19 protein-coding genes are annotated in these 23,188 nt (G+C 63.4%); 17 read left to right on the top strand and 2 right to left on the bottom strand.

Going from position 1 to position 23,188, the window contains the following annotated elements; genetic code table 11:
• The first annotated feature begins 183 nt into the window (after nt 1-183).
• The gene (locus XarjCFBP7645_RS15200) at nt 184-3,036 is read left to right on the top strand and encodes a TonB-dependent receptor (RefSeq protein ID WP_053051196.1); all 2,853 of its coding nucleotides are present in this window, start codon (nt 184-186) and stop codon (nt 3,034-3,036) included.
• A 174-nt stretch (nt 3,037-3,210) separates the two neighbouring features.
• On the opposite strand, the gene XarjCFBP7645_RS15195 is transcribed toward XarjCFBP7645_RS15200, so the two are convergent.
• Nucleotides 3,211-5,292: a 3-hydroxyacyl-CoA dehydrogenase NAD-binding domain-containing protein gene (locus XarjCFBP7645_RS15195; RefSeq protein ID WP_104538194.1), complete on the bottom strand. Its 2,082-nt coding sequence runs from the start codon at nt 5,290-5,292 to the stop codon at nt 3,211-3,213.
• Between the two features lie 235 nt (nt 5,293-5,527).
• Here XarjCFBP7645_RS15195 and rpoE point away from each other — a divergent pair, with 235 nt between their 5' ends.
• The 11 genes from rpoE (at nt 5,528) to recO (ending at nt 16,495) form a co-directional block, all read left to right on the top strand.
• Entirely contained in the window at nt 5,528-6,148 is a 621-nt protein-coding gene (gene rpoE, locus XarjCFBP7645_RS15190; protein WP_039809975.1) for an RNA polymerase sigma factor RpoE, read from the top strand.
• A complete protein-coding gene (locus XarjCFBP7645_RS15185; protein WP_104538193.1) occupies nt 6,145-7,035 on the top strand; it encodes a sigma-E factor negative regulatory protein in 891 nt (296 codons plus the stop codon). Before rpoE ends, XarjCFBP7645_RS15185 begins: the two co-directional genes overlap by 4 nt.
• Before the next feature lie 109 nt (nt 7,036-7,144).
• On the top strand, nt 7,145-8,728 hold the full coding sequence (locus XarjCFBP7645_RS15180; RefSeq protein ID WP_016903797.1) for a DegQ family serine endoprotease: 1,584 nt from the start codon (nt 7,145-7,147) through the stop codon (nt 8,726-8,728).
• Between the two features lie 123 nt (nt 8,729-8,851).
• Nucleotides 8,852-9,391 (top strand): glycine-rich domain-containing protein, encoded by a 540-nt coding sequence (locus XarjCFBP7645_RS21445; RefSeq protein WP_144422101.1) that lies wholly within the window; start codon nt 8,852-8,854, stop codon nt 9,389-9,391.
• A 50-nt stretch (nt 9,392-9,441) separates the two neighbouring features.
• Nucleotides 9,442-10,767, top strand: a complete 1,326-nt coding sequence (locus XarjCFBP7645_RS21440) for a glycosyltransferase (RefSeq protein WP_144422100.1) — start codon at nt 9,442-9,444, stop codon at nt 10,765-10,767.
• A gap of 96 nt (nt 10,768-10,863) precedes the next feature.
• On the top strand, nt 10,864-12,654 hold the full coding sequence (gene lepA / locus XarjCFBP7645_RS15175) for a translation elongation factor 4 (RefSeq protein ID WP_053045298.1): 1,791 nt from the start codon (nt 10,864-10,866) through the stop codon (nt 12,652-12,654).
• Nucleotides 12,655-12,758: 104 nt separating this feature from the next.
• Nucleotides 12,759-13,559 (top strand): signal peptidase I, encoded by an 801-nt coding sequence (gene lepB, locus XarjCFBP7645_RS15170; protein WP_011036465.1) that lies wholly within the window; start codon nt 12,759-12,761, stop codon nt 13,557-13,559.
• On the top strand, nt 13,559-13,966 hold the full coding sequence (locus tag XarjCFBP7645_RS15165; protein WP_104538192.1) for a DUF4845 domain-containing protein: 408 nt from the start codon (nt 13,559-13,561) through the stop codon (nt 13,964-13,966). Before lepB ends, XarjCFBP7645_RS15165 begins: the two co-directional genes overlap by 1 nt.
• Complete coding sequence (gene rnc, locus XarjCFBP7645_RS15160; RefSeq protein ID WP_104538810.1) at nt 13,956-14,636, top strand: ribonuclease III; 681 nt, start codon at nt 13,956-13,958, stop codon at nt 14,634-14,636. The genes XarjCFBP7645_RS15165 and rnc overlap by 11 nt, the downstream gene beginning before the upstream one ends.
• Nucleotides 14,633-15,532, top strand: coding sequence for a GTPase Era (gene era, locus XarjCFBP7645_RS15155; RefSeq protein ID WP_026064645.1), 900 nt, complete (start codon nt 14,633-14,635; stop codon nt 15,530-15,532). Before rnc ends, era begins: the two co-directional genes overlap by 4 nt.
• 240 nt (nt 15,533-15,772) lie before the next feature.
• Nucleotides 15,773-16,495: a DNA repair protein RecO gene (gene recO / locus XarjCFBP7645_RS15150; protein ID WP_104538191.1), complete on the top strand. Its 723-nt coding sequence runs from the start codon at nt 15,773-15,775 to the stop codon at nt 16,493-16,495.
• A gap of 151 nt (nt 16,496-16,646) precedes the next feature.
• Here the strand turns inward: recO and XarjCFBP7645_RS15145 are convergent, their stop codons facing one another.
• Complete coding sequence (locus XarjCFBP7645_RS15145) at nt 16,647-17,369, bottom strand: response regulator (RefSeq protein WP_026064631.1); 723 nt, start codon at nt 17,367-17,369, stop codon at nt 16,647-16,649.
• Between the two features lie 157 nt (nt 17,370-17,526).
• On the opposite strand from XarjCFBP7645_RS15145, the gene rlmD reads away from it, so the two are divergent.
• From rlmD to XarjCFBP7645_RS15120, 5 genes are all read left to right on the top strand, one after another.
• Nucleotides 17,527-18,861, top strand: coding sequence for a 23S rRNA (uracil(1939)-C(5))-methyltransferase RlmD (gene rlmD / locus XarjCFBP7645_RS15140; RefSeq protein WP_104538190.1), 1,335 nt, complete (start codon nt 17,527-17,529; stop codon nt 18,859-18,861).
• Between the two features lie 103 nt (nt 18,862-18,964).
• Complete coding sequence (locus XarjCFBP7645_RS15135) at nt 18,965-19,462, top strand: CYTH domain-containing protein (RefSeq protein ID WP_016903736.1); 498 nt, start codon at nt 18,965-18,967, stop codon at nt 19,460-19,462.
• Between the two features lie 149 nt (nt 19,463-19,611).
• Nucleotides 19,612-20,295, top strand: coding sequence for a DsbA family oxidoreductase (locus XarjCFBP7645_RS15130; RefSeq protein WP_104538189.1), 684 nt, complete (start codon nt 19,612-19,614; stop codon nt 20,293-20,295).
• 38 nt (nt 20,296-20,333) lie between these two features.
• Nucleotides 20,334-21,347, top strand: a complete 1,014-nt coding sequence (locus XarjCFBP7645_RS15125) for an NAD(P)/FAD-dependent oxidoreductase (RefSeq protein ID WP_104538188.1) — start codon at nt 20,334-20,336, stop codon at nt 21,345-21,347.
• Nucleotides 21,348-21,530: 183 nt separating this feature from the next.
• A complete protein-coding gene (locus XarjCFBP7645_RS15120; RefSeq protein WP_104538187.1) occupies nt 21,531-23,108 on the top strand; it encodes a cryptochrome/photolyase family protein in 1,578 nt (525 codons plus the stop codon).
• The last annotated feature ends 80 nt before the right edge of the window (nt 23,109-23,188 follow it).

Raw genomic sequence — 23,188 nt, 5'->3', positions numbered from 1 at the left:
TCTCCTCAACGTGGTCTTAACATCGGGTTGGCAACGTTTTTCGGGCGCTTTTTCGTCCGGCCGTTCGCCAGTGTGGAAGCGCAGTTTGACGCGCTTGCCAACGACGTCGCAGCACGTGCCGGCATCGCTTCAGATGCAAGCGCACCGCGCTGCGCTTACCCGTTCGGACTTTCGGAGAGAGAGATGAGATTGAAGACTACCAAGCTGCGCGACGCCATCCGGGTATCGCTCACGGTTGGCGCCACCGCGTTGGCCCTGTCGGGGACCGTGATGGCGCAGGATCAGCCCTCGACGGAACTCAAGAGCCTGGACGCGATCAGTGTCACCGGTACGCGCATCAAGAGCCAGACGATGACTGCCTCCAGTCCGGTGGCAGAGATCAACAAGGAAGAATTCCAGTACACCGGTTCGACCAAGGTCGAAGACCTGATCAATCAGTATCCGCAGCTTTCGGCGAGCTTTGACAACTTCGCCAACAATGGCTCGCAGGGCTATGCGACCGTCGATCTGCGGGGATTGGGCGCGCAGCGCACCTTGACCCTGGTCAACGGCAGGCGCATTCCCAAGGGCATTGGCGAGAGTCCGGACATCAGCATCATTCCGGCAGCGCTGGTGCGCCGCGTGGACATCCTGACCGGCGGCGCCTCGGCGGTGTACGGCTCGGATGCCGTCGCCGGCGTGGTCAATTTCGTGCTCGACGACGAGTTCGAAGGTGTCAGTGTCGACATGGGCTACAACGCCTACCAGCACGACAATGGCAACACGTTGATGCGCGGCCTGATGGACGATGCCGGTTACGATTATCCGACAGGGAACTCCGGTTTCGACGGCATCTCGCGCAATGTGGACCTGGCCATCGGCGGCAGCTTCGGCGAGGCGGGGCATGCCACCGCATGGGCGACCTGGCGCGAGAACGATCCACTGCTGCAGGGCCAGCGCGATTACTCCGCATGCGCCTTGAGCAACCGCGGCACTGCGTGCGGCGGGTCAGCCACCGCAGACCCGGCCAACTTCTATGTCGTCGCTCCGTCGGCTGGCGCGTTCTATGTGCAGCCTTCCGCCGGCGGAACCTGGTCGCAGGTCGCATCCCCGAATCTCTACAACTTCGCACCATTGAACTACTACCAGCGTCCGGATACGCGCTACACGGCCGGCACCAACATCAAATACGAGGTCAACGAGCACTTCAAGCCCTATCTCGAAACCCTGTTCGTCAACCGCAAGAGTTCGACCCAGATCGCGCCGTCGGGTGCGTTTTTCACCGACCTCAACGTCAACTGCGCCACCTCGGTGATCGGTAGCTTGTGCAACGATGTGGGCATCACCGACGATGAGTTCACCGTCTATGTGGCCAAGCGCAACGTCGAAGGCGGCCCGCGCATCACCGACTCGGATACCAACAGTTTCAGCATCACCACCGGCGCCCAGGGCGACATCAACGACAACTGGTCGTACGACGCCTCGTTCACCTATAACCGCAGTACCACCAAGTCGGAAAACAGAAACGACTTCGTGACCACGCGGGTACGTGACGCGCTGCTGGGCTGCCAGCCTGGTTCGTTCGATGGCTGCGTGCCCTACAGCGTGTGGACCGACAGTGTCACCGCAGCAGAGGCAGAAGCGCTGCAGGGCGTGGGTATCGTCAACTACGAAACCTCGATGCGCGTGTTCAATGCCTATGTGACCGGTAATTTCGGCTATAGCCTGCCGTGGGCCGGCGATAACCCGATCAGTCTGGTCGGCGGTGTCGAAACCCGCACCGAAACCTTCAAGCGGGTGGCCGACAGCAACATGCAGACCGGCAACTTCACCGGCCTGGGTGGCCCGACCTCCAATGTGTCCGGCGACATCGGCGTCAAGGAACTGTTCCTCGAAGGCGCGGTGCCGCTGGTGGCGCAGGCCGGTAGTCTGGATCATCTCGACATGCAGCTTGGCTATCGCTACTCGGACTACGACACCTCCGGCGGCGTGAGTACTTATAAAGCCGGTCTGGGTGCGACATTCGTCGATGGCAAGTACCACCTGCGCGCCGGCTGGAACCGTGCGATCCGCGCTCCCAACGTGACCGAGCTGTACAACGAAAATACGATCGGGCTGTGGAGCGGCAGCGACCCGTGCGCCGGTGCCAATCCGGTCTTCACTCAGGCCCAGTGCGCCAACACCGGCGTCACCGCGGCGCAATACGGCCGCGTTGCGGCCAACCCGGCCGGTCAGTACAACGAAATCGGCGGCGGTAACACGGCACTGCAGCCGGAAACGGCCAACACCTGGACCGTCGGTTTTGCTGCCAGCCCCGTCAAGGGGCTCGATCTGAGCGTGGATTACTACGACATCAAGATCGACGATGCGATCCGCAGCATCGGCTCGTCCAACATCCTGACCGCATGCGGCGTGACCGGTAATGCGGATATCTGCAGCCGCGTGCGCCGCAATGCCACGACAGGTGACCTGTTCCGCGGTAGCGACCCGGACGTCTCCGGTCTGATCCTCAATTCCCAGGATAATTTTGGTTCGTTGCATTTCCAGGGCGTGGATCTGACCGCGTCGTATGCCTGGAGCGTCGGCCCCGGGCGCCTGACCGCCTCGATGATGGGCAGCTACGCCATCAAGCAGGAGTACGAGCCGGTTCCGGGTGTGCAGGAAGTGACCTACGACTGCGCGGGCGTGGTCAACGTGGCCTGCAACAGTGCCGAATGGCGGCATGTGCTGAGCACGCGCTACAGCTTCGATCGCTACACCGTCGGGCTGCGCTGGCGCTACATCGGTGAGCTGGATTACCAGAACACCGACGGCACCCGTGGCACAACCGACGTCCGCCTGGTGAACCAGGACAACAAGGTGTCGGCGTACAACTACTTCGACCTGTCCGGTTCGATGCAGTTGGGCGATTACGTCACCTGGACGTTGGGCATCAACAACATCGCCGACAAGGAGCCGCCGCTGGTGGGCGGCAGCCTGACCTTCAACGGCAACTCGCTCGCCGGTTACGACCAGGCTGGCCGTTACTTCTTCACCAGTGTGGGTCTGCGTTTCTGAGGCACGTTGCAACTCGGTAAAAAACAACGGCGAGCCAAGGCTCGCCGTTGTTTTTTCTGATTGCCTGCGACAGCTCGTGTCGACGGCTTGCCGCGCTGCAACCGTCAGATCAGTGCGGTCGCCGATCGCCTCTCGCCTGCGTGTCTGATCGACGTCGAAGACAGCGTCGACGGCTCACGCCACCGGTTCACGCAACAACGGCGACTGCCAGCCTGGGCGCGGCGCGAAACGCTCGCCATAGTGCGCCTGCAGTGCCTGCAGACGGGCCAGCAAGGCGTCGGCGCCGACACTGCGGATGTGCTGGATCGGGCCGCCGCGGAACGGGGCAAAGCCGGTGCCGAAGATCACGCCGGCGTCGAGCAGGTCCGCATCGGTCACCACGCCGTCGTGCAGGCAGGCGACCGCTTCGTTGAGCAGCGGCAGGATCAGGCGATCTTCCAGGTCTGCCGGCACCGCGTAGCCGCTGGCGACCTCGGGCTTGACCGCGCGCCCGTTCTCCCACTTGTACAGGCCCTGACCGTCCTTCTTGCCGCGCTTGCCCGGCTCCACGGTGGCCAGCGCCGCCGGAATCGGCAGGTGCAGAAACGGGGCGAGCTCCGCGCCCACGCCGGCTGCAACGTCCAGCCCCACCGTGTCGATCAGTTCGATCGGCCCCATCGGCATGCCGAACGTCACCGCGGTCTTGTCCAGCACCGGGCCCGGCACGCCTTCGGCATAGGCGGTGGCCGCTTCGAGCAGGTACGGGAACAGCACGCGATTGACCAGGAAGCCCGGGGTGCCGGCCACCGGTACCGGGAACTTGTCCAGCGCCTTGCAGAATGCCGCCAGGCGCGCGACGTTGGCCGGATCCAGCCCGTCGTGCTGCACGATTTCCACCAGTGGCATCATCGAGACCGGATTGAAGTAGTGCAGGCCGGCAAACTGCGCCGGGCGCTGGATATGCCCGCGTAGCTCGGTCAACGGAATCGACGAGGTGTTGGTGGTCAGCAACGCATCGGGCTTGAGCTGCGGCTCGATGGACTGATACAGCTCGCGCTTGGCCTGCGGGTTTTCGATGATCGCTTCGATCACCAGGTCCGCCTGCGCCACGCCCGCGCCTGCCAGGTCGCCACGCAGGCGCGCTGCCACCGCCGGCCGCTTGGCCTCGTCCTTGACGCGCTTGGCGAACAACTCGTTGCCGCGGCCCAGTGCCGTATCGATGAAGCGCTGCTCGCGGTCCTGCAGCGTTACCTCGAAGCCCTTGTAGGCAGCCCAGGCCGCGATATCGCCGCCCATCACCCCGGCGCCGACCACATGCACATGGCGGATCGGAGCCAGCGCCGTAGCGCCGGCATCCTTGCCGCCCAGCGCCTTCAGGCGCTCGGTGAGAAAGAAGATGCGGATCAGGTTGCGCGCGGTCGGCGTGCTGGCGAGCTTGACCACCGCCTTGCGCTCGGCCGCCAGGCGCGCCTGGATGCCGCTGCCGCCAGCGCGCTCCCACACGTTGATCAAGGCGTAGGGAGCCGGGTAGTGCTCCTTGCGCGCCTTGCGTGCGACCTGCTTGCGCATCTGTGGGGCCAGCAGTTTGCGCGCGAGCAAGGTATTGGTGGCCCATGCGGTGGCGCGCTGCTTGAACGGGCGCTTGCTGCCGGTGAGCGCAAGCGCGGCGGCGACATCGACCAGCACCGCGGGCGCGGCGACCTTGTCGACCAGGCCCATCGCGCGGGCAGCCTTGGCCGCGACGGTGCGGCCGGTCAGCATCAGATCCATCGCCGCCGGCGCACCGATCAGGCGCGGCAAGCGGGCGCTGCCGCCCCAGCCGGGAAAGATGCCGAGCTTGGTTTCCGGCAGGCCGATGCGCGTGCTGGCGTCGTCGGAGGCCACGCGATACCGGCACGCCAGCGCGATCTCGGTGCCGCCGCCCATGCAGAAGCCGTGGATCGCCGCGACCGTGGGGCAGGGCAGTTCGGCCAGCTTCTGAAAGACGCTCTGGCCGCGATGGATCGCATCGTTGACGGTACCCTTGCGGTCGAATTCCTGAAATTCCTTCAGGTCGGCGCCGGCGATGAAGCCGTTGGGCTTGCCCGAGCGCAGCACCACGCCCTTGGGCGGGTCCAGCGCCAGGCGTTCGACCAGTGCGCCCAGTTCGAGCAGCACCTCCTGCGAAAACGCGTTGACCGGTGCGCCCTGGCGATCGAGGCTGAGCACGACCACGCCGTCCTCGCGTAGGTCGGTCTGCCAATGGCTGAATCGGAGCCCGTCGAAACCTGGAAGCATGCGTCTGGTCGTCCGGTGATAGAAGGAAAGGCCGTTATCATCCAGAGGTTGTTTCCTTCACGTCAAATACCCATACCAGTCGGCAGGGCGGCGCGCGCCTCGTGCGAGGCGTCGCCAGTGGCGCATCGGTGCCGCTAGTCTGATGCGTGACGATCGTACGGATCGGTATGAACTTTTCTTTTCAATGGTTGTCTCATTGCCCGACTTCGGTGGGCTGACAGGAGTGCGGCCCGACATGGCCGAAGTCGATACACCTCAGGAGCTGGACCTGGAACTGGTCCGGCGCGTGCAGCGCGGCGAGAGCGCAGCGTTCGATGTGCTGGTGCGCAAATACCAGCACCGCATCGTTGCGTTGATCGGGCGCTACATCGCCGACTGGAGCGAGTGTCAGGACGTGGCCCAGGATACGTTCGTGCGCGCCTACCGCGCGATCAACAGTTTCCGCGGCGACGCGCAGTTCTATACCTGGTTGCACCGCATTGCCGTCAACACTGCCAAGAACCATCTGGTTGCGCACAACCGCCGTCCGCCCACCGACGATATCGAGATCAGCGATGCCGAACAGTTCGATGGTGCCACCCGCCTGCGCGATACCGACACCCCGGAGCGCGAATTGATGCGACAGGAGCTGGAACAAACGGTGATGCGTGCGGTCCAAGCCTTGCCGGAAGAACTTCGGTCAGCCATCACCCTGCGCGAGGTGGAGGGGCTGAGCTACGACGAAATCGCGCGAAAGATGGATTGCCCGATCGGAACGGTGCGCTCGCGCATCTTCCGGGCGCGCGAGGCCATCGACATCGAGCTGCGGCCTCTGCTGGAGACCGAAAGCGCCACCCGTGAGCGACACCGTGTATGAGCCATAACCCTGCCATGTCCACCACCGACAAGTTCGAGCGTCACTACCGCCAGCAGCTGTCTGCGCTGGTGGACGGCGAGTTGAACGCCGACGAGTCGCGCTTTTTGCTGCGCCGTCTGGCCCATGACGAAGAACTGGCCGGCTGCCACGAACGGTGGCAGCTGTGCGGCGATGTGCTGCGCGGTGCGGCCAGCGCGCCGGCACCGCTGGATTTTGCCGCGCGCGTACGCAGCGCCATTGCCGACGAGCCCGTTCCGCAGGTGCAGCCAGCCACGCGTGCGGTCACGCGCTGGCGCTGGGGTGGTGGCGCGGCGATCGCGGCATCGGTCGCGGCGATCGCCCTGTTCATGGCGCGCGAGCGCCTGCCCGAAACCGCACCGCCTGCTGCGCAGGTCCCGGTGTTCGCCACGACAGCGCAGCTGCCGGCCGCCACGCAGGCCCCCATCACGCCCACGGCGCCGAAGGCTCCGGCCGAGCCTGGCCCGGCCGCCCCCGATGAGGTGGCCGCGCTGGCCGCAGCGGTGCCAGCCGCCGCGCTGGCGTCCACGCGCCGTGGCGCGGCCACACGCAACCAGCAGGTCGCCCGCAGCGCTGCCGCGCGCCAGCAGCAGGCGCCAACCCGCATGCTGGCGTCGGCTGCTCCCGCTTCGGCGACGGCCACGGCCGGTGCGGCGGCGCCATCGAATCCGTTCACGCATCCGGATACCACCTTGCAGGCGCGCCCATGGCCGCGCGCGGCGCTGTCCGGCGCCGGCGAAAGTCCGCTCAATGCCAGCTTCCGCCAAGGCGGACAAGGTACCGCGTTCTATCCGTTCGAGCCTGCGCCGCAGGGTGTTGCCAACCCTGCGCCGAACCGCCCGCTGCCGGTGCAACCACCGCAGGACTGATGTCGCCGCCGATCTTCATCCGTTCGGCGTCCTCCCTTCCGTTATCGTGCCGGACCCCTGCAAAGGCAGGGGCTTTGGCCCCTGTCGCCCTGCCATCGGAGGCAACCTGATGAACCATCGCATCCGCACCCAGATGTTCGGCCTGATCGCCATGACCCTGCCGTTGGCCGCCTGCGCGCAGCAGCCCGCGCCCGCGGCCAAGGACGCCGCACCGATTGCCGCCAACCGCAGCGCCACGCCGGCGCCGCAGCTGGTGGCGGGCCTGCCGGACTTCACCAATCTGGTCGAACAGGTCGGCCCGGGCGTGGTCAATATCGAAACCACCATCACCCGCAAGGACGCCATGGCGCGCCAGCGGCGCGGTGGGCCGGGTGGGCAGGACGGTGGCGCGATGCCGGGCGATGAGCAGATGCCGGAGTTCTTCCGCCGCTTCTTCGGGCCGGATTTCCAGATGCCGGGCGGGCCGCGTCAGGGGCCGGGTGGCCCAGGGCAGGGCGATGACGATGGCGGTATTGCCGGCAAGTCGATGGGCTCGGGCTTCATCATTTCGGCCGACGGCTATGTGCTGACCAACCATCACGTGGTCGATGGCGCCAGCGAAGTGACCGTCAAGCTGACCGACCGGCGCGAGTTCAAGGCCAAGGTGGTCGGCAGCGACGAGCAGTTCGATGTGGCGCTGCTCAAGATCGAGGCCAAGGGCCTGCCAACGGTACGCCTGGGCGATTCCAATTCGCTTAAGCCGGGCCAGTGGGTGGTGGCGATCGGCTCGCCGTTCGGGCTGGATCACTCGGTCACCGCCGGTATCGTCAGTGCCATCGGCCGCAGCAACCCGTATGCGGATCAGCGCTACGTGCCCTTCATCCAGACCGACGTGGCGATCAATCAGGGCAACTCCGGTGGCCCGCTGCTCAACACGCGTGGCGAAGTGGTCGGCATCAACTCGCAGATCTTCTCCGCCTCGGGCGGCTACATGGGGATCAGTTTTGCGATCCCGATCGATCTGGCTTTCAGTGCCGCCGAACAGATCAAGGCCACCGGCCATGTGAGTCGCGGCATGCTGGGTGTGGCGGTCGGCCCGATCGATTCGCTCAAGGCGCAGGGCCTTAGCCTGCCGGACACGCGCGGCGCGCTGGTCAACGACATTCCCGCCGGCAGCCCGGCCGCCAAGGCCGGGATCGAAGTGGGCGATGTGATCACCGCCGTCAACGGCAAGCCGATCGATGTCTTCAGCGATCTGCCGCCGATGATCGGCCTGATGGCGCCGGGCACCAAGGTCAACCTGGACGTGTTGCGCGATGGCAAGCCGCGCAAGGTAGCTGTCACCCTGACGACGCTGAACAACCCCGCCGGCGACACCGCACCGCGCACCACTGCTGACCAGGCTAAGCCCAGCGCCCCGGCGAGTGTGAAGCTGCTCGGCCTGCAGGTGGCCGACCTGACCACCGCCGAGCGGAACCACATGGGTCTAGAGACGGGACAGGGCGTACGCATCGCGGCAGTGACGGGTTCGCAGGCACGCAACACTTCGCCGCCGCTTTCTCCTGGCCAAGTAATTCTCCGGGTAGGTAGGATATCAGTGGGTAGTGTTACTGAATTGAATCACGCACTAGCTAGCTATAAGCGAGACGACGTGATCATGCTATTAATCTCCAACGGGCAAGCAAACAGCTACGTAGCTATCAAAGCTGAGTAATATGTTGCTGAGCTCAGTAGCACATTGATGCCCAAACTAGTTGACATCATTGACTTGGTCAGCGGCCTGTAGTAAGTAGAAATGGCAGGGGGTTGTCTCAACATGCGTAAGAGGAGAGTGTAGATGGCTCTTGATCTTGATGAAAATGTAGAGGTTGACTCGGTCGTCTCACGAGATAGGAGTGTTGAATCTAAGGTAGTTTTTGAGGATTCTAGTGGCCTTATTCTAAGGGCGCTATCTTTTCCTATAGACAATCTTGTCATGAAGTATGCAAATGAGGTGGGTATTTCCAAAAAAAATGCGTCTGAGCATGCTTCTGAAGTGATTAGATATCTGGCCTTGTGTGCGCTATATCCACAAAAAAAGTTTCCGATGGCGAGGACTGTGGACAGGTTTTGGCATGAATTTATCGTGAACACTGTGGATTATGTTAATTTTTGTAAAGCTGTCGCTGGCCGCTACATACATCATAAGCCTGCGGGTTCTTCCGCGAATGATGGTGGCGTTGATTTAATGGGTGATTACAAGTTCTTTAGGTTTGCATATGAGCGGCACTTTGGTGAGGCGCCGCCGCCTCAGTTCTGGCCAAATTTGGAACTTGGTCCTGGTGGTTTTGGGGATTGCTTTAACTGTTGGGTTATGTCTGATGAGGATGTAGTCTAACTGCAGTATTTGGGCGCCATCCGGTTGGGTGGCGCCTTAGAGGGGGTAATATGGCTCGCATTATGATTTTTGGGAAATATCCTCCTATACAGGGAGGGGTTTCCAGATCCTTATATTGGTTGGCGCAAAATTTAGCTAGAGCTGGGCATATAATCACGGTAATAACAAATGCAGAGGGCGTGGAGAGTAACTTCAAGCAGTTGCTCGAAAGTGATGACTTATTAATGCTGAAAAGCGCTGGGGCAGGCTATGAAGTAAATGTTATCAATGTGGATGTTCTACGAGGAAAAACTATTCCGGGAGATGTTCCGTTTTTATCGTTGTTGATTGGTGCAGGACTTAGAGAGGCACATTCAGCTAAGCCTGATCTCATAATAGGTTGGTATCTTGAGCCATATGTGGTCGCAGGAGCTTTTGTTTCTCGCGAGTTAAAAATAAGGTCAATAGCTCTTCATGCAGGCAGTGATTTGGCGAGGCTTTCAAAGTATCCTGAGCTTGAGGCGACCTTTCGATGCATTCTTGAGTGGCACGATTTTGTTTTAACTAAGCTTGGCTCGGCGCGCTCCGTGAGCGATCTAAGAAGGCTTGGTGTGGCTGATCAAAAGTTGATGTATTATGGCGGGTCAGGATTGGAGGATATTTATTATTCTTCTCCAAATCCCATTGAAGTTAATGATGTCTGTACTAAGGCCGTAGAGCATCTGCGTGCTCTTGATTTATCTGCGAGGGCGGTAAGTGCTGTAATTGATATAAATAAAAAAGATTTCGATTCAATTGATGGGGTTGTTCTCGGAATCTATGGGAAAATTGGATATGCCAAGGGAAGCTTTGCTCTGTTGGAGGTGCTATCTAAAATCGCTAAGGCTGGTGTGCCTTTCAGGTTTCTATTTATGCCGACGGGTAGCTCTCGCTTGATGGATCGTTTTTTTAAGAGTGTGACTTCAGATCCGACGTTGGCCGCTCGTGCCTGGTATATTCCTCCCTGTGCGCCATGGAAAGTTCCGCGTTTTATTGATAGATGTGACGCTATTTTTATTCTAGAAAAAAATGCGGATGTTCCCTATCACGGGTCGAGAATTCCGCGTGAGGTCTTGGCGCGTTCCAAATGTTGTGTGATGCCGCGAAATATTTCAATCGGAAAGGGAATTTATGATGTTCTGATTGATGGTGAAAATGTGGCTTTCATAGATGATGTGGCTAATCTTGATCAACTTAGGGATGTTGTTTTGCGTATCTTAGGTGACAAAGAGTTCGTACAAAATATTTCATTGTTGGCACGAGGCGCTTCCGATGCTATAGAGTACGGTTTGGGTTCTCAGTTGTCATTGCTTGATGTTGTTGGAAGGTTGGTAAACGAACGAAGTGTTGGGAGATGACGTGCCGGGATAGTTTAATTTTATTTGCAATAATTCTCGTGAGGTGACATCATTAAAGGCTGTGAGCTTTATAATGGTGGTTAGATCCCACCCCCTATGAATCATATCCGCAACTTCTCCATCATCGCCCACGTCGACCACGGGAAATCCACCCTGGCCGACCGGATCATCCAGCTGTGCGGCGGCCTTCAGGCGCGCGAGATGGAAGCCCAGGTGCTCGACTCCAACCCGATCGAGCGCGAGCGTGGCATCACGATCAAGGCGCAGTCGGTGTCCTTGCCGTACACGGCCAAGGACGGGCAGGTCTACCAACTGAACTTCATCGACACCCCCGGGCATGTGGACTTCTCCTATGAAGTCAGCCGCTCGCTGGCCGCGTGCGAAGGCGCGTTGCTGGTGGTGGATGCAGCCCAGGGCGTGGAAGCGCAGTCGGTCGCCAATTGCTACACCGCCGTCGAGCAGGGTCTGGAAGTGGTGCCGGTGCTCAACAAGATCGACCTGCCCACCGCCGATATCGAGCGCGCCAAGGCAGAGATCGAAGCGGTGATCGGGATCGATGCAGAAGACGCGGTGGCGGTCAGCGCCAAGACCGGCTTCAACGTCGATCTGGTGCTGGAAGCGATCGTGCAGCGCATTCCGCCGCCCAAACCGCGCGACACCGACAAGCTGCAGGCGCTGATCATCGACTCCTGGTTCGACAACTACCTGGGCGTGGTCTCGCTGGTGCGCGTGATGCAGGGCGAGATCAAGCCGGGCAGCAAGATCCTGGTGATGTCCACCGGCCGCACGCATCTGGTCGACAAGGTCGGCGTGTTCACCCCCAAGCGCAAGGAATTGCCCGCGTTGGGCGCCGGCGAAGTGGGTTGGATCAACGCCTCGATCAAGGACGTGCACGGCGCGCCGGTCGGCGATACCTTGACCCTAGCGGCCGACCCCGCGCCGCATGCGCTGCCCGGTTTCCAGGAGATGCAGCCGCGCGTGTTCGCCGGCCTGTTCCCGGTCGATGCCGAGGATTATCCGGACCTGCGCGAAGCCCTGGACAAGTTGCGTCTGAACGATGCGGCGCTGCGTTTCGAGCCGGAAAGTTCCGAGGCAATGGGCTTCGGCTTCCGCTGCGGTTTCCTGGGCATGTTGCACATGGAAATCGTGCAGGAGCGGCTGGAACGCGAGTACAACCTCAATCTGATTTCGACCGCGCCGACCGTGGTCTATGAAGTGCTCAAGACCGACGGCAGCGTGATCCCGATGGACAATCCGTCCAAGCTGCCGCCGTTGAACCATGTGGAGGAGATCCGCGAGCCGATCATCCGCGCCAACATCCTCACCCCGCCCGATTACGTCGGCAACATCATCACCTTGTGCGAAGAAAAGCGCGGCAGCCAGATCGGCATCAATTACCTGGGCAGCCAGGTGCAGATCAGCTACGAGTTGCCGATGGCCGAAGTGGTGCTGGATTTCTTCGACAAGCTCAAGTCGGTCTCGCGCGGTTACGCCTCGCTGGACTATCACTTCCTGCGTTTCGATGCTGGCCCGTTCGTGCGCGTGGACACGCTGATCAACGGCGACAAGGTCGACGCGCTGAGCATCATCGTGCACCGCAGCTACGCCGATCGGCGCGGCCGCGAGCTGTGCGAGAAGATGAAGGAATTGATCCCGCGGCAGATGTTCGACGTGGCAATTCAAGCCGCCGTCGGCGCGCAGATCATCTCGCGCTCCACGGTCAAGGCGATGCGCAAGAACGTGTTGGCCAAGTGCTATGGTGGCGACGTTTCGCGCAAGAAAAAGCTGCTGGAAAAGCAGAAAGAAGGCAAGAAGCGCATGAAGCAGGTCGGCCGCGTGGAGATTCCGCAGGAGGCCTTCCTGGCTGTCTTGCAGATGGATAAGTAGCCGGGATTCGGGATTCGTGATTGGGGATTGGCAACGACGCGCCAGCCCTGAGCTTTTGTGAATCCCCAATCTCCAATCCCGAATCCCGTTCCGAAGGAACCCGAATGAAATGGTTTGAAATCGCCCTGGTCGTGCTGACGCTGGGCACCGGCTTCATCTGGCTGCTGGACAAGTTGTTCCTGGCCAAGCGCCGCGCCGCACGTGCCGGGCTGCTGGACAGCGAGCCGGCGATCATCGATTACTCGCGCGCGTTCTTTCCGGTCCTGGCGGTGGTGCTGATCCTGCGCAGCTTCGTGGCCGAGCCGTACAAGATTCCGTCCAGTTCGATGATGCCCAATCTGCTGATCGGCGACTTCATCCTGGTCAACAAGTTCGCTTACGGCTTCCGTCTGCCGATCACCAATACCAAGTTCATTCCCACCGGCGAGCCCAAGCGTGGCGATGTGGTGGTGTTCAAGCCGCCGCATGCGCCGGACCAGAACTGGATCAAGCGCGTAGTGGGCCTGCCGGGCGACAAGATCGGCTTCCATGGCGATACGCTGTACATCAACGACAAGCCGATGCGTTACACGGTCAAGGGCGAGTACATCGGCAAGGGCAAGGGCGCCGAGATGACCGGCACCACCTTGCTGGTCGAGGACTTGCCGGGCCGCACCCACACGGTGCTGGAGTGGGTCGATCGCAACATGCCGGCCGGGCAGGGCGACTGGACCGTACCGGCGGACAGCTATTTCGTGATGGGGGATAATCGCGACAACAGCGAAGACAGCCGATTCTGGACCCAGACGCACTTCCTGCCGGAGGCCAACCTGCGCGGCAAGGCGTTCCTGATCTGGCTCAATTGCGAGGGGTGGTTCTGCAAGGGGAGTTTCGATCCGTCGCGGATCGGAACCGGAATCCAGTAATGCACGCACGGCGTGCCGGGGGAAGCACAATGAAGCGCAAGCAAAGCGGTATGACGTTGACGTCGTTCGTGGTGGTGCTGGCGGTGGTGGGGTTCGCGCTGTACATCGGAATGAAGCTGTTTCCGATGTATCAGGAATATTATTCGGTGCGCACGGCCATGAAAGGCCTGGCCAAGGAACCCGATAGCGCCAACATGGATCCGTCCAAGTTGCAGGATCTGTTCTTTCGGCGGCTGTACATCAATTACTCGGAAAACGTCAAAAAAGAAGACGTCAAGTTCGAGCGCGTCGACGGGGGCTGGCGCATGAAGGTCAATTACGAAGTCCGCCGCGAATTGATCGGCAATCTGGATATTGTCGGTAAATTCGAGACGTCTCAGGACATGACCGGACGTGGTGGCGAATAGAACTTTCCAGCGTAGCGATCCGATCGGGCATGCGTTCGCCGATCCGGGTTTGCTCGCCCAGGCGCTGCGGCATCGCAGCGCCGGGACGCCGCATAACGAACGACTGGAATTCCTCGGCGACGGCATCGTCAATCTGCTGATTGCCGAGGCACTGTATCAGCGCTGGCCCAAGGCCGACGAAGGCGCATTGACCCGCGCGCGCGCCGAACTCGTGCGCGAAGCAGCGCTGGCGGTGATCGGCCGCACCCTCAATCTGGGCGAGCGGCTGACGCTGGGCCCGGGCGAGCTGAAATCCGGCGGCCATCGACGCGATTCGATTCTGGCCGACGCGGTCGAGGCGATCGTCGCGGCGATCTACCTGGACTGCGGTTTCGAACGCTGCCGCGCGGTGGTGCTGCCGTGGTTCGAGCCCTCGCTGGCGGCGCTGCCGGTGGGCAAGGCAGAGAAAGACCCCAAGACGCGGCTGCAGGAATGGCTGCAGGCGCGGCAGCTGCAATTGCCCACTTACGCGCTGATCAGCGAAAGCGGCGACGAACACGCCAAGCAGTTCCATGTCGCCTGCATCCTGGAACAGCCCGTCGCCCGCGCCGAAGGCCAGGGCAGCTCGCGTCGCCTCGCCGAGCAACAGGCAGCCACCCTTGTCATCGCACAACTGGATTCAAACACGTGAGCGAAACCTCTTCCCCCCATCGTAGCGGCAGCGTTGCGGTGATCGGCCGGCCCAATGTCGGCAAGTCCACCCTGACCAATGCCCTGGTCGGCGCCAAGGTCAGCATCGTGTCCAACCGGCCGCAGACCACGCGCCACCGGTTGCTGGGCATTGCCACCTTTCCCGAGGGGCAGCTGGTGCTGGTCGACACGCCCGGACTGCATCGCGAGCAGAAGCGCGCCATGAACCGGGTGATGAACCGCGCCGCGCGCGGCTCGCTGGAAGGCGTGGACGCGGCGGTGCTGGTGATCGAAGCCGGCCGTTGGGACGAGGAAGACACCCTGGCCTTCAATGTCCTGAGCGATGCCGACGTGCCGGTGGTGCTGGTGGTCAACAAGGTCGACCGGCTCAAGGACAAGACCGCGCTGTTCCCGTTCCTGGCCCAGGTCAGCCAGGGGCGTACGTTCGCTGCGGTGCATCCGGTGTCGGCGCTCAAGCGCAAGGGCCTGGAGGCGTTGGTCGGCGACCTGCTCAAGCTGGTGCCGGAGGCCGAAGCGATGTTCGGCGAGGACGAGATCACCGACCGCAGTCAGCGCTTCCTGGCCGGGGAACTGGTACGTGAGCAGTTGATGCGTCAGCTCGGCGAAGAGCTGCCGTATGCCACCACGGTGGAGATCGAACGCTTTGCCGAAGATGGTGCGCTGCTGCGCATCGGCGCGGTGATCTGGGTCGAGCGCGAAGGCCAGAAGGCGATCGTGATCGGCAAGGGCGGCACCCGTCTGAAGGACATCGGCGGCAAGGCACGGCTGCAGATGGAGCGCCTGTTCGGTGCCAAGGTGTTCCTGGAGACCTGGGTGCGCGTGCGCGAAGGCTGGTCGGACGACGAAGCGGCATTGAAGGCGTTCGGATACGAGTGAGGTCCTGGCCGGCGCCGGTGCAGATGAGATGCTGACGGCCTGCCGAAGTGATCGCCTACACCGGCACTGGCGTGGAGCTGCGATGCAAGCGATGTCCCGATGCACCGGATCGCGCCTGGCCACCGCGGCTGATATCGGTGGCCGGTGCGATCATGTGCGCTGCCGGGAGTGGCTCACAGCGGTCACTGCCGGCAGCCGGTCTTCTGTCCTGCAGTTGCGCCCCTTGCCGCATAACAGATCATGCTGATCGAACACGAACGCGGTTTCGTCCTGCATGTGCGCGCCTGGCGCGAGACCAGCCTGCTGGTGGAGGTGCTGACCGAGCAGCATGGTCGGGTCGGGCTATTGGCGCGCGGGGTGCACGGGCCACGCAAGCAGGCCTTGCGGGCCGCGCTGCAGCCACTGCAACTGATCCAGTTCACGGCGGTGCAACGCGGCGAACTGGCCCAGTTGCGTCAGGCCGAGGCGCTGGATACCGCACCCCGGCTGGCGGGCGAATCCATGCTGGCCGGCTTCTATATCAGCGAATTGCTGCTGCGCCTGGCGCCGCGCAACGACCCGGTGCCAGAGTTGTTCGATTGCTATGCGCAGGCGCGTGCGCATCTGGCATCGGACCTGCCGCTGGCCTGGGGGCTGCGCCAGTTCGAGCGCGATGTGCTCGACGGCCTGGGCTTTGCGTTCGATCTGCAGCACGACCGCGACGGCCAACCGATCGACCCGGCGGCGCGCTACCGGCTCGATCCTCAGGAAGGCGCGTTGCGCGTACTGAGCGAGGCGATGGCACAGGATCGGCGCGACACCGTCACCGGCGCGGCGCTGCTGGCGTTGGGCCAGGACCTCATGCCCATGGCCGATGACATGCCGGGCCTGCGTCGCAGCATGCGGGGCGTGCTGCTGCACCATCTGAGCGGACGCGGGCTGAAATCCTGGGAAATGCTCGAGGATCTGGCGCGGCGGCGTTGAGGAGCGAAAGGCCGGTCAACCAAACCTGGCCAGTAGTAGCCGGATGCGCGTTGGACTCCATGCGGACCCATCGTGCACGCGTGGTGCTCGATGTCGCCTGTTCCGATCGCTGACGCTGCACCGAGCCCGGGGACATCGACGCAGTCGCCCTTCAGTGCAGCAATGCGGCCACCGCCGCATGGAACTGCGTCTGCGCCGTGCTGGAATGCGGGTCGCCGCGCAGCAGGCGCACTGCGCCGGCAAGCCGCGCCGCGCCGACAAATCCGCAGCTGGCCTGCAGCCGGTGCAGATGGCCGCGCAGTGCCTGATCGTCGCTGACCTGCAAGGCCGAGTCCACCGCATCGCGGGTGCCCGGCAACTCGGCCAGAAACAACTCGCGCAGCGCGTTGAGATGATGTTGCTGGCCGTTGAGGGCGCTGAGCGCGGCCGCTTCGTCCCAATCGCTGGCGGCGATGTCGACCACACCCACCGGCGCCACGCTGTAGCGGCCGCGCGCCAGTCCGCGACGCACCGCCTGCAGCAGGCGCTCGGAGGTCAGTGGCTTGACCAGCATTTCCAGAAAGCCATCGGACTGCAGGCTGCGTTGCATCGCCGTAGCGGTGTCCGCGGTATGAGCCAGTGCAGGCACGTCCGGATGCAGCAGGCGCAATGCGCGTAGCAGGCCGCTGCCGGTGCCATCGGGAAGATTGACATCGATCAGCCACAAGTCGTGGCGACGTTCGCGCGCGCGGTCCAGTGCCGAAGACAAGGAGTCTGCGCAGTCCACATGAGCGGGAAGACCTCCCAGCACCGCCTGCAGAAAGCCACGGCTGATCGGGTCGTCCTCTACCAGCAAGAGTCGTGGTTGGGGTTCGTGGCGTGTGGCCATGTTCATGCTGCCTCCTTGTCAGCGATGCCGCGTCCTAGCAGGCGCGTGCAGCGGAAGTGTGCCTGTGTTTGCAGGGCGCGACAATTGTTCTCCAGCGCGAAGCGGCCGCGATCGATCGCATCTGCGACAATACGCACCCTTTTTGCCCGCAGCTTGTCGCCACGTGGCCAGAACCCGAAACCGCCTCGACCGTACTCCGTTCCAGACCGCGATCACCGACCTCAGTCACGACGGGCGCGGTGTGGCCCGCCGCGACGGCGAGGGCGGCAAGGTCACCTTCATCAGTGGCGCCTTGCCCGGCGAACTGGTGCGTGCCGAACCCACCGCGCGCAGCCGGCATTTCGACGAGGCCAGGACGGTGGAGGTGCTGGAGGCGTCGCCGCAGCGGGTGACCCCGCGCTGCCCGCATTTCGGCGTCTGCGCCGGCTGCGTCCTGCAGCATCTGGAAGAGTCGCAGCAGATCGTGGCCAAGCAGCGCGTGTTGATGGACAACCTAGAGCGCATCGGACACGTCACGCCGCAGGCGGTGTTGCCGGCCCTGGTCGGCGATACCTGGGGCTATCGGCGCAAGGGCCGCTTTTCGGTCCGGCGCGTCGAAAAGAAGGACAAGACCCTGGTGGGGTTTCGCGAGCTGGATCCGCGTTTCGTGGCCGATCTGTCGGTCTGCTACACGGTGATCCCACAGATCGGCGAGAAGGTTCGGCAGCTGGCGGCGCTGGTCGAAGGTTTGGACGGAAAGCGCGACATCCCGCAGATCGAATTCATCGCCGGCGACGACGCGGTGGTATTGACCATCCGTCATCTGCAGCCGCTCAGCGAGCGCGATCTGCAGGCGCTGACCGCGTTCGCCCAGGCGCAGGGCTTTGCGATCTTCCTGCAGCCGGGCGGCGTGGATAGCGTGCATCCGCTGTGGCCGCAGGAAGTGCCACTGTCGTTCCGCCTGCCGCAGTGGGATGTGGAGCTGGCGTTCCGGCCGCTGGACTTCATCCAGGTCAACGCCTCGCTCAACCAGAAAATGATCGCGCATGCGCTGGCACTGCTCGACGCCAGGCCGGACGACCGCGTGCTGGACCTGTTCTGTGGGCTGGGCAATTTCACCCTGCCGTTGGCGCGCGGCGTGCGTGAAGTGGTCGGTGTGGAGGGCGATGCCGGGCTGGTGGCGCGCGCCAGGGACAACGCGCAGCGCAACGGTCTGGCAAACGCGCAGTTCTATGCGGCCGACCTGACCCAAGACCAGCGCAACGCTGAGTGGATGCGGCAGGGCTTCGACAAGCTGCTGCTGGACCCGCCGCGCTCGGGCGCGCTGGAAGTGCTGCAGCAGTTGCCACTGAAAAAGTTCGAGCGCATCGTCTATGTGAGCTGCCACCCCGGCTCGCTGGCGCGCGATGCCGGCTACCTGGTCAACGAGCAGGGCTTCACGCTCAAGGCCGCCGGCGCGATGGACATGTTTCCGCACACCGCACATGTGGAGAGCATCGCGGTGTTCGAAAGGCGGTGATTGGGGATTGGGCATTGGGGATTCGCAGGAGCGCATTCCCTAAGCCCGCCAGTTAGCCGCTGTGACCAATCCCCAATCCCGAATCTCTAATCCCCAAAATCCCATGCCCATCGAAATCGAACGCAAATTCCTGGTGACCGGCGATGGCTGGCGCAGTGCCGCCCATGCGGTGATCCCGATGGCGCAGGGCTATATCAACGACCAGGCGGCGCTGCGCAGCGGTGCGCAGAACGCGTCGGTACGGGTGCGCATCCAGGGCGAGAGCGCGTTTCTCAACCTGAAATCGCGTGAGGTGGGGCACACGCGGCAGGAGTTCGAGTATCCGATTCCGGTCGTCGAGGCGCGTGCGCTGTTGGCGCTGTGTGTCGGCGGCCTGATCGACAAGCGCAGGCATCTGGTCCAGTACCAGGGGCATGTGTGGGAAGTGGACGAATTCCTCGGCGACAACGCCGGGCTGGTGGTGGCCGAGATCGAACTCGACGATGCGGGCGAGGCTTTCGCCAAACCCGAATGGACTGGCGCGGAGGTCACCGACGACGTGCGCTATTACAACCTGGCGCTGGCCTCGCACCCGTTCAAGCACTGGAGCGGGGATTTGTAAGTCGGGATTCGGGATTGGGCATTCGGAATTCGTAAAAGCTAAAGCGATGCGTCGGACTTGGGCTGATTGCGGCGCGACTCCCCAATCCCTGCCTTGGTATTGGGTTTATGCTTTGCGAATCCCCAATGACGAATCTCCACTCCCCGCCCATGCGCATCGATATCTGGTCTGACGTGGTCTGCCCCTGGTGCTGGATCGGCAAGCGCCGTTTCGAGCAGGCGGTGGCCGCGCTCGGTGCGCAGGCACCGGCGCTGGACATCCATTACCACGCGTTTCAGCTGGACCCCGACGCCGGTCTGGAACCGACACCGCTACGTGATGCGTTGGCGCAAAAGTTCGGCGGTGCCGCGCGCGTGGAGCAGATGCTGGCGCAGACCCAGGCCACTGCGCGCGCCGAAGGCCTGCCGTTCGATTTCGGGCGTGGGCAGGTGCAGGTCAGCACATTGCGCGCGCATCGGCTGATCTGGCTGGCCAGCCGCGAGGGCGATGTCCAGGCCGTGATCGAAGCGTTGTTCCATGCGCATTTTGCCGAAGGCCAAAACGTTGGTGCCACCGAAACGCTGGTGGCTGCCGGGGCCGCCGGCGGTCTGGACGAGGCCCGCGTGCGCGCCCTGCTGGACTGCGACGAAGGCGTCGTTGCGGTGGAAGCGCAACTGGCGCAAGCCGCTACGTTGGGAATCCGTGCGGTGCCCAGTTTCGTCATCGATGGACGCAGCCTGATCCAGGGCGCGCAGCCGCCGGAAAGCTTCGCGCAGGCACTGTTGCAGCTGACGGCCGAATCGGCGCCGATCGGCGGTCCCGATACCTGCGGGCCGGACGGCTGCGCGGTGTGAACGGCCGGCGGCGTGTCGCGACTGCCGCAGCTGACGAAATGACGCCCACCCAATCGCAGACGGTTGCGGTGATCGGCGCCGGGTTGGCCGGGCTTGCCTGCGCGCAACGTCTGCAGGCGGCAGGATTGGCCGTGACGCTGTTCGAGCAGGGCGATGTGCCCGGCGGACGCATGCGCAGCTGTGGCGGCGATGGCTGGCAATGCGATCACGGCGCGCAGTATTTCACCGCACGTGACCAGGCGTTTGCCGTGGTGGTGGAGGCATGGATCGCGCGCGGCGTCGCGGCGGTCTGGCCTGCGCGCGTCGCCAGTTGGGATGGCGCCGACATGCGTGCGTCGCACGGCGGGTTGACGCGCTTTGTCGGGGTGCCGGACATGGCCGCACCGGCGCGTGCGCTTGCGGCGGCCCTCGATGTTCGGTTGGGCAGCTCTGTGCGATCGCTGCAGCGCGAGGGCGACACCTGGCAACTGGAGGTGGCGGAAGATGCGACCACACGCAGTTGCTGCTTCGACACCGTGCTGCTGGCGGTGCCGGCACCGCTTGCAGCTGCGTTGCTGGCGGACATCGCGCCCACGCTGGCGACGCTTGCCGCCGGCGCGCGGATGCGGCCGGCCTGGGCGGTGGTGGCGCGTTTCGACATGCCGGTCGACCCCGGGTACGACGCCCTGTTCGTCAACGCCGGCCCGTTGCACTGGGCGGCACGCAACTCCAGCAAGCCGGGGCGAGAGGGCGTGGAAACCTGGCTGCTGCACGCCAATGCCGCTTGGAGCCAGGCGCATCTCGGCGCGACGCCCGCAACAGTGATTGCCAGCGTGTTGCCGGCACTGGCCGCGCTTGGTCTGCCAACGCCGCAGTCCTGCGACGCCTATCGCTGGACGGTTGCCAGCACCGATCCGGCCTTGCAGATCGGCTGTGCCTGGGAGGCGCGGCTGGGTATCGGCATCTGCGGCGACTGGTTGGCCGGGGGCAAGGTCGAAGGTGCCTGGCAAAGCGGTGTGGCGTTGGCAAGGCGTGTGTGCGCTGGCGATGCCGCCTGCAGCGGGCAGGATTGATGCGTGGCAAGCGCAGCGGGAGAGGCACTGGCACTTGGATGCAGGAGGCCTACGCACACCAGGCCGTTCGCCAACGCAGATTGGTCGCGCAGGCATGACGGAGCACGTGCCGCCGTGCAGTGCGCATGCCCCTGCGAGCTCAATCGTTGCCAGGCGCTGCTGGCATGCAGGAGTCCGGCATAGATGAGCGATCCCAACGCGACCGCAGCCGGGCGTAATCCGCAGGTAGCCGCGCACACGCTGCGCCTGATTCTGGGCGATCAACTCAATCCGCAACACAGCTGGTTCGATGCAACCGAGGCCGGCGTGGTCTACGTGCTGATGGAAGTGCGGGAGGAAACCGACTACGTGCTGCACCACGCGCAGAAGATCCTGGCGATCTTCGCGGCGATGCGCGCGTTCGCCGCGTGCTTGCGGCAGGCCGGTCATCGGGTGCGTTACGTGGCCATCGACAGCCCCAGCAATCGGCAATCGATTCCCGCCAATCTGGACGCGCTGATGGCGCATTACCGCGCCGGCCAGCTGGAGTATCAGGCGCCGGACGAATGGCGGCTGGACCAAGCATTGCAGCACTGGCGCGCACGCCAGCCGTTCGCCACGCGCATGGTCGGCAGCGAGCATTTCCTGAGCGAACGCGATGAGGTGGCGGGGTGTTTTCGCGCGGGCGGCGCATGGCGCATGGAAGCGTTCTATCGGCGCATGCGTCGGCGCCACCGGATCCTGCTCGATGCCGCAGGCGAGCCGGACGGCGGGCGCTGGAATTTCGATCACGACAACCGTGCGCCATGGCCGGGCGATCCGCCCGCGCCGCAGGAGTGGCGCGCAGCGCACGATCACCGCGCGCTGTGGAGCGTCATCGAGGCAGCCGGGGTACGCAGCTTCGGCGCGCCCAATGCCGACGCGCTGCCGTGGCCGCTGGACCGCGACGAAGCCTTGCAGCACCTGGATGCCTTCGTCACGCATGCGCTACCGCACTTCGGTCGCTACGAAGATGCGATGAGCACGCGCAGCCCGCGGCTGTTCCATTCGCTGTTGTCGTTTGCGCTCAACGTCAAGCTGCTGCATCCGCGCGAGGTGATCGCGCGTGCGGAAGCGGCATGGCATGACGGGCATGCGCCGCTGGCATTGGTGGAAGGCTTCATCCGCCAGATCCTGGGTTGGCGCGAATACGTGCGCGGCGTGTATTGGTCGCAGATGCCCGGTTACGCGCAGTCCAATCGCCTCGCTCAGCATGCGCCGCTACCGCACTGGTTCTGGGACGGGCAGATCGGCATGCGCTGTCTGGCCGATGCGATCGGCAATTCGCTGGCCAACGCGCATGCGCACCATATCCAGCGGCTGATGGTGATCGGCAATTTCGCGCTGCTGGCAGGACTGGATCCGCAGGCGCTGCATCGCTGGTACCTGGGCGTCTATATCGATGCGTTCGAGTGGGTGGAGCTGCCCAATACGGTCGGCATGAGCCAGTTCGCCGACGGCGGCCTGCTGGGCAGCAAGCCGTACATCAGCGGCGCGGCCTATATCGACCGCATGAGCGATTACTGCGGTGGCTGCCGGTACCAGCGCAAGGCGCGGGTCGGCGCGCAGGCCTGCCCGTACAACGCGCTGTACTGGGATTTCCTGGCACGGCAGCGCACGCTGCTGGGTGCCAACGAGCGCCTGGCGCTGCCGTACCGGCAGCTCGACGCCATGGCACCGGCTGCGCTGGAACAGGTGCAGGCGCAGGCCGCGCATTGGCGGGCGAATCTGGAGCGGCTCTGAGGTGCAGCCGGCGTGCAGCGGCCGGGCCGAGACGGCCGGAAACACGGGCCTGCCTGAATGCGCGATCTGACGCTGCAACG

It is taken from the genome of Xanthomonas arboricola (genome assembly GCF_002940665.1).
Taxonomy (GTDB): domain Bacteria; phylum Pseudomonadota; class Gammaproteobacteria; order Xanthomonadales; family Xanthomonadaceae; genus Xanthomonas; species Xanthomonas arboricola_B.
The sequence above is the reverse complement of the archived record's forward strand: the minus strand, read 5'-3'. Positions and strand labels throughout refer to the sequence as shown.

What these genes read in the sequence shown, in the direction of transcription:
- XarjCFBP7645_RS15145 (WP_026064631.1), bottom strand. Translation starts at nt 17,369, where the DNA reads ATGAACATGGCCACACGCCACGAACCCCAACCACGACTCTTGCTGGTA.
- lepB (WP_011036465.1), top strand. Translation starts at nt 12,759, where the DNA reads ATGAAATGGTTTGAAATCGCCCTGGTCGTGCTGACGCTGGGCACCGGC.
- XarjCFBP7645_RS21440 (WP_144422100.1), top strand. Translation starts at nt 9,442, where the DNA reads ATGGCTCGCATTATGATTTTTGGGAAATATCCTCCTATACAGGGAGGG.
- lepA (WP_053045298.1), top strand. Translation starts at nt 10,864, where the DNA reads ATGAATCATATCCGCAACTTCTCCATCATCGCCCACGTCGACCACGGG.
- XarjCFBP7645_RS15195 (WP_104538194.1), bottom strand. Translation starts at nt 5,292, where the DNA reads ATGCTTCCAGGTTTCGACGGGCTCCGATTCAGCCATTGGCAGACCGAC.
- XarjCFBP7645_RS15185 (WP_104538193.1), top strand. Translation starts at nt 6,145, where the DNA reads ATGAGCCATAACCCTGCCATGTCCACCACCGACAAGTTCGAGCGTCAC.
- rpoE (WP_039809975.1), top strand. Translation starts at nt 5,528, where the DNA reads ATGGCCGAAGTCGATACACCTCAGGAGCTGGACCTGGAACTGGTCCGG.
- XarjCFBP7645_RS15120 (WP_104538187.1), top strand. Translation starts at nt 21,531, where the DNA reads ATGAGCGATCCCAACGCGACCGCAGCCGGGCGTAATCCGCAGGTAGCC.
- XarjCFBP7645_RS15130 (WP_104538189.1), top strand. Translation starts at nt 19,612, where the DNA reads ATGCGCATCGATATCTGGTCTGACGTGGTCTGCCCCTGGTGCTGGATC.
- XarjCFBP7645_RS15165 (WP_104538192.1), top strand. Translation starts at nt 13,559, where the DNA reads ATGCACGCACGGCGTGCCGGGGGAAGCACAATGAAGCGCAAGCAAAGC.
- recO (WP_104538191.1), top strand. Translation starts at nt 15,773, where the DNA reads ATGCTGATCGAACACGAACGCGGTTTCGTCCTGCATGTGCGCGCCTGG.
- XarjCFBP7645_RS21445 (WP_144422101.1), top strand. Translation starts at nt 8,852, where the DNA reads ATGGCTCTTGATCTTGATGAAAATGTAGAGGTTGACTCGGTCGTCTCA.
- XarjCFBP7645_RS15180 (WP_016903797.1), top strand. Translation starts at nt 7,145, where the DNA reads ATGAACCATCGCATCCGCACCCAGATGTTCGGCCTGATCGCCATGACC.
- XarjCFBP7645_RS15200 (WP_053051196.1), top strand. Translation starts at nt 184, where the DNA reads ATGAGATTGAAGACTACCAAGCTGCGCGACGCCATCCGGGTATCGCTC.
- XarjCFBP7645_RS15125 (WP_104538188.1), top strand. Translation starts at nt 20,334, where the DNA reads ATGACGCCCACCCAATCGCAGACGGTTGCGGTGATCGGCGCCGGGTTG.
- XarjCFBP7645_RS15135 (WP_016903736.1), top strand. Translation starts at nt 18,965, where the DNA reads ATGCCCATCGAAATCGAACGCAAATTCCTGGTGACCGGCGATGGCTGG.